Annotated in this window: 14 protein-coding genes; 7 read left to right on the top strand and 7 right to left on the bottom strand. The window is 66.2% G+C overall.

Features of this window, described 5'->3' with window-relative positions; translation table 11 throughout:
• Positions 1-87: 87 nt before the first annotated feature.
• The 4 genes from WMN78_RS01695 to acs are packed head-to-tail and all read right to left on the bottom strand — an operon-like array spanning position 88 to position 5,321.
• Positions 88-582 carry a CoA-binding protein gene (locus WMN78_RS01695; RefSeq protein ID WP_340531650.1) on the bottom strand — a complete coding sequence of 165 codons (495 nt, stop codon included), beginning with the start codon at positions 580-582 and terminating at the stop codon, positions 88-90.
• Complete coding sequence (locus WMN78_RS01690) at positions 579-1,925, bottom strand: O-acetylhomoserine aminocarboxypropyltransferase/cysteine synthase family protein (protein WP_340531649.1); 1,347 nt, start codon at positions 1,923-1,925, stop codon at positions 579-581. Before WMN78_RS01690 ends, WMN78_RS01695 begins: the two co-directional genes overlap by 4 nt.
• Positions 1,925-3,130, bottom strand: coding sequence for a dimethylsulfone monooxygenase SfnG (sfnG, locus tag WMN78_RS01685; RefSeq protein WP_340531648.1), 1,206 nt, complete (start codon positions 3,128-3,130; stop codon positions 1,925-1,927). Before sfnG ends, WMN78_RS01690 begins: the two co-directional genes overlap by 1 nt.
• Before the next feature lie 10 nt (positions 3,131-3,140).
• A complete protein-coding gene (acs, locus tag WMN78_RS01680) occupies positions 3,141-5,321 on the bottom strand; it encodes an acetate--CoA ligase (protein ID WP_340531647.1) in 2,181 nt (726 codons plus the stop codon).
• 294 nt (positions 5,322-5,615) lie between these two features.
• On the opposite strand from acs, the gene WMN78_RS01675 reads away from it, so the two are divergent.
• Genes WMN78_RS01675 through WMN78_RS01650 form a run of 6 tightly spaced genes read left to right on the top strand, consistent with a single transcriptional unit; the run spans position 5,616 to position 8,358 of the window.
• Positions 5,616-6,041 (top strand): CoA-binding protein, encoded by a 426-nt coding sequence (locus WMN78_RS01675; protein ID WP_340531646.1) that lies wholly within the window; start codon positions 5,616-5,618, stop codon positions 6,039-6,041.
• 40 nt (positions 6,042-6,081) lie between these two features.
• Entirely contained in the window at positions 6,082-6,492 is a 411-nt protein-coding gene (locus WMN78_RS01670) for an MmcQ/YjbR family DNA-binding protein (protein WP_340531645.1), read from the top strand.
• Positions 6,489-7,040: a DUF1990 domain-containing protein gene (locus tag WMN78_RS01665; protein ID WP_340531644.1), complete on the top strand. Its 552-nt coding sequence runs from the start codon at positions 6,489-6,491 to the stop codon at positions 7,038-7,040. The genes WMN78_RS01670 and WMN78_RS01665 overlap by 4 nt, the downstream gene beginning before the upstream one ends.
• A gap of 14 nt (positions 7,041-7,054) precedes the next feature.
• Entirely contained in the window at positions 7,055-7,705 is a 651-nt protein-coding gene (locus WMN78_RS01660) for a hypothetical protein (RefSeq protein ID WP_340531642.1), read from the top strand.
• A 5-nt stretch (positions 7,706-7,710) separates the two neighbouring features.
• The gene (locus WMN78_RS01655; RefSeq protein ID WP_340531641.1) at positions 7,711-8,028 is read left to right on the top strand and encodes a putative quinol monooxygenase; all 318 of its coding nucleotides are present in this window, start codon (positions 7,711-7,713) and stop codon (positions 8,026-8,028) included.
• A 36-nt stretch (positions 8,029-8,064) separates the two neighbouring features.
• Complete coding sequence (locus WMN78_RS01650; RefSeq protein ID WP_340531640.1) at positions 8,065-8,358, top strand: DUF503 domain-containing protein; 294 nt, start codon at positions 8,065-8,067, stop codon at positions 8,356-8,358.
• A gap of 93 nt (positions 8,359-8,451) precedes the next feature.
• Here WMN78_RS01650 and purL read toward each other — a convergent pair whose 3' ends face one another.
• Genes purL through purS form a run of 3 tightly spaced genes read right to left on the bottom strand, consistent with a single transcriptional unit; the run spans position 8,452 to position 11,793 of the window.
• A complete protein-coding gene (gene purL, locus WMN78_RS01645; RefSeq protein WP_340531639.1) occupies positions 8,452-10,770 on the bottom strand; it encodes a phosphoribosylformylglycinamidine synthase subunit PurL in 2,319 nt (772 codons plus the stop codon).
• Entirely contained in the window at positions 10,767-11,540 is a 774-nt protein-coding gene (gene purQ / locus WMN78_RS01640) for a phosphoribosylformylglycinamidine synthase subunit PurQ (RefSeq protein WP_340531638.1), read from the bottom strand. Before purQ ends, purL begins: the two co-directional genes overlap by 4 nt.
• A 1-nt stretch (position 11,541) precedes the next feature.
• The gene (gene purS / locus WMN78_RS01635; protein WP_011690410.1) at positions 11,542-11,793 is read right to left on the bottom strand and encodes a phosphoribosylformylglycinamidine synthase subunit PurS; all 252 of its coding nucleotides are present in this window, start codon (positions 11,791-11,793) and stop codon (positions 11,542-11,544) included.
• 276 nt (positions 11,794-12,069) lie between these two features.
• On the opposite strand from purS, the gene WMN78_RS01630 reads away from it, so the two are divergent.
• Positions 12,070-12,255, top strand: a complete 186-nt coding sequence (locus tag WMN78_RS01630) for a hypothetical protein (RefSeq protein ID WP_340531637.1) — start codon at positions 12,070-12,072, stop codon at positions 12,253-12,255.
• Positions 12,256-12,359 lie beyond the last annotated feature (104 nt).

Raw genomic sequence — 12,359 nt, 5'->3', positions numbered from 1 at the left:
CAGACCAGCCACCACAACCCTCACAGACACTTGAGGCCCCGCTTGGCGGGGCTTCAAGTGTCCGTTCGCGCTAAGACCGGGCTTGGGTTAGGCCAGGACCTGCCGCTTTGAGGAGATCACTCCGGTGTCGAAGCCGGCAAGGTGCAGTCCGCCGTGGAAGCGCGCGTGCTCGATCTTGACGCAGCGGTCCATCACGACGTCGAGCCCGGCGGCTTCGGCTTCTTTGGCCACGTCCTCATGCCACGAGCCCAGCTGCAGCCAGAGGGTCTTGGCGCCGGCTGCGATGGCCTCGTCCAGGACGCCCGGGAGGTCGTCGTGCTTGCGGAACACATCCACGATGTCCGGGCTCTCGGGAAGGTCGGCAAGGGAGGCGTAGGTAGGCTGGCCAAGGATCTCCTTAACGACGGGGTTCACGAAATAGACCTTGTACCGGGTGGAGGACTGCAGGTACGTGGCCACGAAGTAGCTGGCCCGCGACGGTTTGTCCGAGGCGCCCACAATGGCAATCGACTTCGCCTGCCGGAGCAGGTTCAGCCGTTCCGGTGCTGAGGGGCCGTCCCATGTGCGGTCTGCGGCGCTCATGCCCGTGCTCCGATCGTGCAGGCGTCTGAAACGTCGGTTTCGACAAGTCCGGCCTCCGGGGCTGAGACAGCGTCCAGGGCTTGGTCCAGGTCCCAGAGAATGTCGTCGATGTCCTCCAGGCCCACGGAGATGCGGACCAGGTCTTCCGGAACTCCGGCGGACTCGAGCTGGGCCGGGCTCAGCTGCTGGTGGGTGGTGGAGCCGGGGTGGATCACGAGCGTCCGTGAATCACCCACGTTGGCCAGGTGCGAGGCCAGCTGGAGTGCCTCGATGAACTTCTGGCCGGCGGCGCGGCCCCCCTTCACACCGAAGGAGAACACGGAACCCGGACCCAGGGGCAGGTACTTCCGCGCCCGCTCAAAGTGCGGGTGCGACGGCAGCCCGGAGAAGTTTACGTAGGCCACGCGTTCGTCCGCCTCGAGCCATTCCGCCACGGCCTGGGCGTTCTTCAGGTGTTCGTCCAAGCGCTGGGGGAGGGTTTCCACGCCCTGCAGCAGCTGGAACGCGGACTGCGGGGAGAGGGCGGGGCCGATGTCCCGCAACTGCTCGCAGCGGAGCTTGGTCAGGAAACCGTACTCGCCGAAGTTTCCCCACCAGGAGACGTTGCCGTAGGAGGCAACGGGCTCGGTCATGGTGGGGAACTTGCCGTTGCCCCAGTTGAAGCGGCCGCTTTCCACGATCACCCCGCCCAGGGTGGTGCCGTGTCCGCCCAGGAACTTGGTGGCGGAGTGAATCACGATGTCCGCCCCGTGTTCGATTGGCCGCACGAGGTACGGCGTGCTCAAGGTGGCGTCAACCACGAGGGGGATGCCGGCGTCGTGCGCCACCTTTGCCAGCCCGTCAAGGTCCTGGACCTCCGACGACGGGTTGGCCACCACCTCAACGAAGATGGCCTTGGTGTTCTCCCGGACCGCAGCGGCGTAGTCCGCCGGATCCGTGCCGGGAACGAACGTGGTGTCCACGCCGAAGCGGCGCAGGGTGACATCAAGCTGGGTCACGGTGCCGCCGTACAGCTGGGAAGCAGCCACGATATGGTCTCCGGCCTGGGTCAGGGCAGCGAACGTGATGAACTCCGCAGCCATGCCCGACGACGTCGCAACAGCGCCGATGCCGCCTTCCAGGGAGGCGATGCGCTCCTCGAACGCCGCCACCGTGGGGTTGCCGATGCGCGAGTAGATGTTGCCGTACTTCTGCAGGGCGAAGAGGTTGGCGGCGTCCTGGGTGTCCTTGAACACGAAGGACGTGGTCTGGTAGATCGGGACTGCCCGGGCGCCGTGCTCCGCGTCGGGCGTTCCGCCGGCGTGCAGCGCGCGGGTGCGGAAACCGAACTTGCGGTCGGCCATTAGACGGTCACCAGCCCGGCGGAGCCTGCCGAAACTGCCGGCGTGCCGGACAGGTCCAGCTCCGTACCGTTCTTGCGGGCGAGGTCCGCCTCGAGTTCGCGGACGATCGGCAGGATGTCCTGGCCGAACGCGGCGACTTCTTCCTGGAAGTGCAGGTAGCCGGTCAGGAACAGGTTCACGCCGATCTTCTTGTACTCCACGATCCGCTCCGCGATCTGTTCCGGGGTGCCGATCAGCTGGGTCTTGAAGCCGTCGTTGTACTGGACCAGGTCCTCGAAGCTCGAGTCGGCCCACATGCCCTTGCCGTCCTTCGTGGAGGCGCCGGCTTCCTGCACGGCGTCGCGGAAGCCCTGGACTGCAGGCTTGTGCGCCTTCTCGACGATTTCGCGGAGGGTGTCGCGGGCTTCCTTCTCGGACTCGCGGGCGATGACGAAGCCGTTCAGGCCGAATTTCGGGAAGGCCAAGGCGCCGTCAGCGCCGCGCTTCGTCTCGCCGGCCGCAGCCACCACACCGGCGATGTTCTCCTTGAAGCCTTCCAGGTCCTTGCCGTTGGAGAAGTACCAGTCCGCCACCCGGCCGGCCGTGGCCTGCGCAGCAGTGGAGTTGCCGCCGAAGAAGATCTCCGGGTGTGCGCGGCCCGGAACGTCCACCGGGGCCGGGTTCAGGGTGAAGTCGGTGATGTTGTAGTACTTGCCGGACTGGCTGTACTCCTGCTCGGTCCAGAGCCCGCGGAGGACCTTGATGAACTCCTCGGTGCGGACGTAGCGCTCGTCGTGTTCCAGCCACTCGAGGCCAAAGTTGGTGAACTCGTTCTTGAGCCAGCCGGAGACGATGTTGACGGCGGCGCGGCCGTTGGAGATGTGGTCCGCGGTGATGATGTATTTGGCCAGCACGCCGGGGTGCCACATGCCCGGGTGGACCGCCGAAATGACCTTCAGCCGCTCGGTGGCCGCCAGCAGCGCCAGGCTGAAGGACGTGGCCTCGTGCTGCTTGTCAGCACCGTAGGAGGCGGCGTAGCGGGTCTGCGTCAGGGCGTACTCGAAGCCGGAGTTCTCGGCGATCCGTGCAAGCTTCTTGTTGTAGTCGAAGTCCCAGCCGGTGCGCTGTTCGATCGTGGAGACCACCAGGCCGCCGGAAACGTTCGGCACCCAGTAGGCGAACTTGAGCGGCTCGGAAAGACGGGCAACGCTGCTGATGTCGTTCATGATTGTTCCTTTACTTCTGTCCGTTGAGGGAAGACGGCTTCTGTCCATTAAGGGAAGCAGCGTAGCCGTCCAGGGCATGCTGGATACCGGCGATCGCCGGTTCGTTCTGGAGGGATGTGGTGTCGCCGAGGGCGGTGCCCTCGAAAAGCTGGGTGAGCAGCCGGCGCATGATCTTGCCGCTGCGGGTCTTGGGCACGTCGGGAACCACGACGACGTCGCGCGGCTTGGCGATCGGTCCGATCTCCTTCGCGACGTGGTTGCGGAGTTCGGTGGCAACCTCCGTCGAGGCGCCGCCTTTCAGGACGACAAACGCGACGACGGCATGGCCGGTCTTGGGGTCAGCCACCGGGCAGACGCCCGCCTCCACCACGGAAGGGTGGGAGACGAGGGCCGACTCGATTTCGATAGTGGACAGGAGGTGGCCGGAGACGTTGAGGGTGTCATCCACGCGGCCCAGGATCCAGATGTCGCCGTCGTCGTCGTACTTGGCGCCGTCGCCGGCCAGGAACCAGCCCTGCTTGGCGTACTTGCGCCAGTACGAATCGAAGTATCGCTGCGGGTTGCCCCAGACGGTGCGGGCGATGGCGGGTCCGGGCGAGTCCACCACAATGAATCCCTGGACGCCCGGCGGCACGGTGTTGCCGGCGTCGTCCACGATCCGCGTGCTGACGCCGGGAAGCGGACGGGCCGCGCAGCCCGGCTTGAACTCGGTGTCCGTGGGCGCGGGGGAGAGGATGGTGGCGCCGGTTTCGGATTGCCACCAGGTGTCCACCACGGGTGCCGTGCCGGCGCCGACGTTCCGGCGGAGCCAGCGCCAGGCCTCGGGATTCACGGCTTCGCCCACGGTGCCGAGCATCCGGATGGAGGAGAGGTCGTAGGTGTCCGGAACGCCATCCGGGAACCAGCCCATGAGCGAACGGACCAGGGTGGGCGCGGTGTAGTACTGCGTCACGCCGTAGCGTTCGATGATCTCGAAGTGCCGGCCCGGGTGCGGCGTGTTGGGCGTCCCTTCGAAAATCACCTGGGTGACGCCGTTGGACAGCGGACCGTAGATCTCGTACGTGTGGGCCGTGACCCACGCCAGGTCAGCGGTGCACCAGTGCACGTCCTGGTCCCGGAGCGCCGGGTCCGGGTTGCTGAACAGGTGCTCGAAGCTCCAGGATGCCTGCGTCAGGTAGCCGCCCGAGGTGTGCACCAGCCCCTTGGGCTTACCGGTGGTCCCGGAGGTGTACATGATGAAGAGGGGGGTCTCGGCGTCGAACGCTTCCGCTTCGTGCACCTCGGCAGCGCTTCCGACGGCGTCATGCCACCAGACGTCGCGGCCGGCGGTCATGGGGACCGTCGCCAGCTGGTCCGCGGGGGTGGTGCGGTTGACCACCAGCACGTGCTCGATGGAGTTCTCACCGGCGACGGCGGCGTCCGCGTTGTCCTTGACCGGCACTGCCACGCCCCGGCGGAACTGGCCGTCCGTGGTGACCAGGAGCTTGGCCCCCGTGTCCTCCACACGGAACTTCAGGGCTTCGGCGGAGAAGCCGCCGAAGACCAGGGAGTGGATGGCGCCGATGCGCGCCACGGCGAGCGTGATGATGACTGTTTCGGGGATGACCGGGAGGTAGATGACCACGCGGTCGCCCTTGGTGATGCCCAGATCGAGGAGCGCGTTGGCGGCCCTGGACACTTCGCGCTGGAGTTCGGCGTACGTGATGGCGCGCCGGTCACCGGGCTCGCCCTCGAAGTGGAGCGCCACTTTATCGCCGCGCCCGGCGGCAACGTGACGGTCCACGCAGTTGTAGGCGACGTTGAGCTTGCCGCCCTCAAACCAGGTGATCTCCGGTCCGGTGCCCGTTTCCAGGTCTGCCGGAACGCTCCGGTGCGCGGTGTGCCAGGGCTTGCCGTTGTGGTTTCCGCTGAGGGCTCCGTCGGTGGGCTCCGCCCAGTCGAGGCGGAGGGCCTGTTCTTCCCAGAAGGCTACGTTGGTGGTACTGCGGTGACGCGCCGGTCCGTCAGTGGGGACGCCGTGCACTGCGTCGTCCGTGGGCTCGGTCAGGGACCATCCCGAAGAGCCGCGAGAGGAGCCGGGCGCGTCACGCAGCCCTGCTTCGTTCGCCGTCGCGTCCGAAGTGGTTTGTGGGGTTGCCTCGGACGGAATCCGGGCAAGGGTGGGCAGGGCAGAAGAAATCTCAGGGGTCATTACAGCACTCCATCGGTCCTGGCAGTAGCACCCTTTAGTTCCTTTGGTTTCCTCGAAAGAGGAGGAACAGTTCCGTGGGAATGGTCGTCTCACGTCACCGGGGTTGCTGCGGCTTCATCGATCCAGGTCTCTCGGCCGCTCGGGATGGTCACTACCTACTAGAACCGAGATGCACGATTTCACAAAATCCGCGTGTTCCGCGCTGTAATATTCGTTCACGGCGGGAAGTTTTGCCGCAGGTTCATTCATATATTCGGGGATAGTGCGGAATGGCCGCAGGAGTAAGGTTGATGCATGGCCCACGTTAACGATCCGGCAGTCATTGAGCGACTCATGCGAACCAAAGGCACATGGGCCGTGGTGGGGCTGACCACCAACGAATGGCGCTCGGCGTATGACGTCTCCCTGTACATCCGAGACCGGATGGGCATGGAAATCATCCCGGTCAACCTCCCGGGCCACGACGTGCACGGCGAGAAGGGATACCGCTCCCTGGCGGACATTCCCGCGGAAAAGCACCCGATCGACGTCGTGGACTGCTTTGTTAATTCGCACAAGGTGGGGGCGGTCATCGACCAGGCCATTGCAGTGGGCGCCAAGGCGGTGTGGCTGCAGCTCGGGGTGTTCGACGACGCCGCAGTGGAGCGTGCCAAGGCGGCGGGACTGGACGTGGTGGTTAACGAGTGCCCTGCCCGCGAAGGGTGGCGCGTGGGCATCTAGCGCCCTGCCGGAAATACCGGGCGCCGGATAGGCTCGCTTCATGGACGCTGACACCCTCCGCGAGATCTGCCTGAGCTTCCCCGGCACCTACGAGGACTTTCCGTTCGGGCCGGAAACCTCCGTCTTCAAAGTGCGCGCGGCCGTGGCGGGCGGTTCGCGGCACGAAGCGAAGATGTTCGCGGCGTCCGCCACGGACCCGGCGGACTGGTCCGTGAGCCTCAAGTGCGAGCCCGCCCTGGCGGAGCAGTTGCGGTCGGTCCACCCGGAAATCTCCGGCGCCTGGCACATGAACAAGACGCACTGGAACGGGGTCCGGCTGGACGGATCGCTGCCGGACGACATGATCCGGGACATGGTGGAGGACTCCTACGACCTGGTGGTGGCCACGCTGAGCCGCAAGCAGCGTGAGCAGCTGGGCTGGGCCGGGCTCGCCAGGGGTGATGGAGCATGACGCGTAACCGCCGTCTGGCCCGGGGCCGCCTGGACTACCCGGGCATCGGTTCCACCGAACACGGACGGGCGCCGGATGGCATCCCTTGGGTGGTGACCCAGGCCTATCTCGGCGACGGCCCGGCGCTCTACCGGAGGGTCGCCCACGGAATCCTGGCCTGGCAGTTGCAGAAGCGGTCCGGGCTGCGGGTCCGCACCGACTCCGACGTCGTGGTGCCCGGCGCGCGCGTGGTGAGCGGATTCGGCGTCGGGCCTTTCCGGATCAATGCGCCCTGCGAGGTGGTGTGGGTCCGCCGGCCGGTGCCCGGCGACGGTCCGCAAAGTGCAGGTTTTGGTTACGGAACCCTTCCCGGCCACCCCGTGCGGGGCGAGGAAGCCTTCGAAGTGGAACTGGATGGCGAAGGCCGGGTGTTCCTGAAGATCACTGCGTTCAGCCGGCCGTCCAACTGGTTTTACGCTGCCGGCAGTGCCGTCGCGGGCCGTGCGCAGAGACATGTCACGAACCGATACATTGGGAGTGCACACGAACTGGCCGCAGGTGAAAGCTGATCAGGAGCAGGTGGATGCTGGAACAGAAAACCCTTGACCAACTGTGGAACTTCGACGACGCCGCGGGCTCGGAAGCCCGCTTCCGCGCGGCGGCTGCAGACGAAAAGTACGACGCCGACGAACAGGCGGAGCTCGCCACCCAGGCGGGGCGGGCCATCGGGCTGCAGGGCCGCTACGAGGCAGCCGACGCGTTCCTGGACGCGATCGACGCCGACGAGCCCACCGTTGCCGTCCGGGTGCTGCTGGAACGCGGGCGGCTGCTGAACTCCAGCGGCCATGCCGCGATGGCCGTGCCGCTGTTTGAGCAGGCCGCCGAACTGGCCGACCACCTCAGCGAGGAGTACCTCGCCGTCGATGCGCTGCACATGCTGGCCATCGCCGATCCCGCGCACGCCGAGTCCTGGACCCGCAGCGCCCTCGAGTATGCTTCCACGGTGCACGACCCCCTGACGAAGCGCTGGATGGTCTCGTTGCACAACAACCTGGGCTGGGCGCTGCACCAGGCAGGGCGCTTCACCGAAGCATTGGTGGAGTTCCAGCTGGCCGAGCAGTGGGCGGAACGCGTCGGTACGCCCCAGCAGCAGCAATGGGCCCGGGAGGCGATCGAGGAGTGCGAGCACTCCCTCGCCGCCGGGCTGTCCGCAGAAACACAACGAAAGGCATAACCCCCGTGATCTTCATTGTCGTCAAGTTCAAGGTCAAGCCGGACTGGTCGGATAAATGGCTGGGCCTGGTGGAGGACTTCACCCGGGCGACGCGCCAGGAGCCCGGCAACCTGTGGTTCGACTGGTCCCGCAGCGTGGATGACCCCAACGAGTTCGTCCTGGTGGAAGCCTTCAAGGATGACGCCGCGGGCGACCACGTCAACAGCGCGCACTTCCAGAAGGCCATGGCGGACATGCCGCAGGCCCTCGCCGAGACGCCCCGCATCATCAGCCGCCAGCTCGACGGCGACGGCTGGGATCGGATGGGCGAGCTCACCGTCTAGCTCCTGCCGCGCGGGAACGGTCACTACGATTAATCCATGTGGATCGGATGGATTGAATTCGACATCCTTCTGGGCGACGTACACAGCCTCAAAGAGAAGCGTTCCGTGGTGCGGCCGCTGCTCGCGGAGTTGAAGCGGCGCTTTGAGGTCTCCGTGGCCGAAGTCGGGGACCACGACCAATACCGGCGGACGCAGCTTGGCGTAGGCCTGGTGGCAGCCGACCGGGCGCACCTCGTGGAGGTGCTCACCGCCGTCGAACGCTTTGTGGCTTTCCGACCCGAACTCGAGCTCCTCAGCGCCCGCCAGCGCGAGCTCCGCAGCGACGATTGACCACACCTTAAGCGCGAACGGACACTTGCGGCCCCCAGGACGGGGGCCTCAAGTGTCCGTTCGCGCTAAACTCGCGCTAAGAAGGGCGAGGGCCTAGCCGAAGTACTTCGGCAGGGTGGCCTCGTGGGCTTCGCGGAGCGCGTCGAGGGACAACGTGTCCACTCCGTTGATCTCCAGCTGGCCGCTCGCTGCGTCCACCACACCGATGCGGGTGTGGGCGAAGCCACGGGCGGTGCACATGTCCGTGAAGCGGACTTCCTCGGAGCGCGGCACGCCGACAACTGCACGGCCCTGGGTCTCGGAGAACAGCGCCGTGAACAGGTCCACGCCGTCGCGGTCCATGACATCCTGCAGGGCGATCCGGGCGCCTACGCCGTAACGCAGGGATGACTCGACGAGCGCTGCCGCGAGGCCGCCCTCGGAGAGGTCGTGCGCGGAGTCAACCATGCCGTCACGGGAGGCGTTGATCAGGATTTCGCCCAGCGCGCGTTCCGCGGCGAGGTCAACCTTGGGCGGCTGTCCGCCGAGGTGGCCGCGCATGTTGGCCCATTCGGAGCCGTCCAGTTCTGCCGCCGTCGTACCCAGCAGGTAGATGGCCTGGCCGTCCTCGCGCCAGCCCGACGGCGTGCGGCGGGCGACGTCGTCGAGCTTGCCCAGCACTGCCACCACGGGGGAGGGGTGGATGGGGGTGGTCCCGGTCTGGTTGTACAGCGAGACGTTGCCGCCGGTGACCGGGATGCCCAGCACCATGCAGGCGTCCGACAGGCCGCGGATGGCTTCGGCGAGCTGCCACATCACGTCAGGGTCCTCGGGGGAACCGAAGTTCAGGCAGTCGCTGACGGCCATCGGCACGGCGCCGGAGGTGGCCACATTGCGGTACGCCTCGGCCAGGGCCAGCTGCGCGCCGTGGTACGGGTCGAGGAAGGTGTAGCGGCCGTTGGCGTCCGTGGCCAGGGCCACGCCCAGGCCGGTTTCCTCGTCAACCCGGACCACTCCGGCGTCGTCCGGGAACGCCATGGCGGTGTTGCCGCCGACGTACCGGTCGTACTGGTTGGTGATCCAGTCCTTGCTGCACATGTTCGGTGAGGCCACGAGCTCGGTGACGGCGGCGGCCAGTTCAGCGGGGGCTGACGGGCGGCCGGCGTCCTGCACGGATCCTGTGAAGGTGTCGGCCTGGAGGGCGTCCTGCCATTCAGGGCGGGCATACGGGCGGTCGTAAACCGGACCGTCGTGGGCCACGGTGCGCGGGTCGACGTCGACGATGACCTCGCCGTCCCACGTGATGATCAGGCGGCCGGTGTCCGTCACCTCGCCCAGCCAGGAGTACTCCACGGCCCACTTGTCCATCACGGCTTCGAAGGCGGCGATGTTCTCGGGCGTGACCACGGCCATCATGCGTTCCTGCGACTCCGACATCAGGATTTCGCCCGGGGTCAGGGTGGGGTCACGCAGCAAGACGGAGGTCAGTTCAACTTCCATGCCGCCGTCGCCGTTGGAGGCCAGCTCCGAGGTGGCGCAGGAAATGCCTGCGGCGCCCAGGTCCTGGATGCCTTCAACGAGGGAACCCTTGAACAATTCCAGGCAGCACTCGATGAGGACCTTCTCGGCGAAGGGGTCTCCCACCTGCACAGCGGGACGCTTGGAGGGCTTCGTGTCGTCGAAGGACTCGGAGGCCAGCACCGAGGCTCCGCCGATGCCGTCGCCGCCGGTGCGGGCACCGAACAGCACCACCTTGTTGCCCTTGCCGGAGGCGTTGGCGAGGCGGATGTCCTCGTGGCGCATGACGCCGACTGCCAGCGCGTTGACCAGCGGGTTGCCCTGGTACACGGAGTCGAACACCATTTCGCCGCCGATGTTCGGCAGGCCCAGGGAGTTTCCGTAGCCGCCGATACCTGCAACAGCGCCGTGCATGACGCGTGCCGTGTCCGGGTGGTCGATGGCGCCGAAGCGCAGCGGATCCATCACGGCCACCGGGCGGGCGCCCATGGAGATGATGTCGCGGACAATGCCGCCGATGCCGGTTGCGGCACCCTGGTAGGGCTCCACGAACGACGGCGAGTTGTGCGACTCGATCTTGAACGTCACGGCCCAGCCGTCACCCAGGTTGGTGACGCCGGCGTTCTCGCCGATGCCCACCAGCATGTCCTTCTTCATCTCATCCGTCACCTTTTCGCCGAACTGGCGCAGGTGGTTCTTGGAGGACTTGTAGGAGCAGTGCTCACTCCACATCACGGAGTACATGGCGAGCTCGGCGCCGGTGGGGCGGCGGCCCAGGACCTTGACTACCTCGTCGAACTCGTTCTGCTTCAGGCCCAGTTCGGCCCAGGGGAGTTCGGTGTCCGGCGTCTTGGCCGCGTTCTCAACAGTGTCGATGTTGAACTTCTTGTTGACGGTTTCAGCTGAGGTACTCACTTTGCGCCTCCCACAATCTTGTTCAATACGGAGGTGAAGAAACCCAGGCCGTCGGTGTCGGATCCGCCGACTCCGTCCAGGGATGCCGGGCCGAAGCCTGCCTCAACGGCGTGCTCGGGGTGCGGCATGAGGCCCACCACGTTGCCGGCAGCGTTGGAGATGCCGGCGATGTCGCGGCGTGAGCCGTTCGGGTTGAAGCCCACGTAACGGAACACCACGCGGCCTTCGGCCTCGAGGGCGTCCAGGACCTTCTCGTCAGCGATGTACTGGCCGTCCTGGTTCTTCAGCGGAACGGTGATTTCCTGGCCGGCCTCGTAGTCCAGGGTCCAGGCGGTGTTGCTGTTTTCCACCCGCAGGACCTGGTCGCGGCACATGAACTTCAGGTGGTCGTTCTTGATCATGGAGCCGGGCAGCAGGTGCGACTCGGTCAGGATCTGGAAACCGTTGCAGATGCCCAGCACGGGAAGCTTGGCGTCGGAGTTGGCTGCGTCGATGAGCTTGGACATCAGCGGCGCGAAGCGCGCGATGGCGCCGGCGCGGAGGTAGTCACCGTAGGAGAACCCGCCGGGAATCACGACGGCGTCCACGTCACCCAGGGCGGTGTCCGCGTGCCAGAGCGGCACTGCGGTGCCGCCGGCCAGCCGGACTGCACGGGCGGCGTCGCGGTCGTCCAGGGTGCCGGGAAAGGTGACAACGCCGATCCGGGCGCCGGCCAGGCGCGGCTCTGCGGCGACGGCGATTGCCTCGCCGATCAAAGGAAGTTCAGTCATCTCAGGCCTCGACGACCTCGACGTTGACGACATCCTCGATGACGGGGTTGGACAGCAGGGTTTCTGCGGCGTTCCGGGCCTGGGCCAGGATTTCCTCGGTCACCTCGCCGTCGACAGTGAGTTCAAAGCGCTTGCCCTGGCGGACAGAGCTAAAGGCAGTGAAGCCCAGCCGGGGGAGTGCACCCACGATGGCCTTCCCCTGCGGGTCCAGAATCTCGGGCTTGGGCATGACGTCGACAACGATCCGGGGCATCCGGTAACTCCTGTGCGTGAGCGTTGGGTAAGGGCGCAGCGGAGTGATGCCGTCTCACGCTGGTCTGCTGCTGTATTCACAGCCACGGCGGACTCCAAACATAAGACAGCGGGAACGAGCGCTCCGCGAGCTTGCTTGCCCATTCTACCGGGCCCAGTGCCTCAACCCGCATTCGCGGGTGCACTGTGAAATGGGGCACTCCCCGCGAGGTAAGGAACAAGGGAAAGCACGACGCCGGCACTGGTGGTGCGCTGCCGGGCTCAGTAGGATTGCGGCATGGCTCAGAAACCCAAATCCGTACTTCTTCCGGTTATGGCTGTCGCGGTTTTTGCGGGCCTGGGCCGAATGGTGCTGCAGAAGATCAAAGCCGATCGCGCAGCCAAGGAAACCAACGTGGCCGGTCCCATTGACGACAAGACGCGCGCCTGGATCAGCGAGGTAGTACGCACTCCGCGCCAGTAACGCTCCACGAGGACCAGTAACGCTCCACGAACAACCGGCGCCGGCAGGGCGCCCGAATACGTGACTTGAACAGAAGGCGGCTTCCCCTGCGGAAGCCGCCTTTT

This window comes from Arthrobacter oryzae, assembly GCF_037911235.1.
Lineage (GTDB): Bacteria > Actinomycetota > Actinomycetes > Actinomycetales > Micrococcaceae > Arthrobacter > Arthrobacter oryzae_E.
This window is presented reverse-complemented; position numbering and strand designations above follow the sequence as displayed.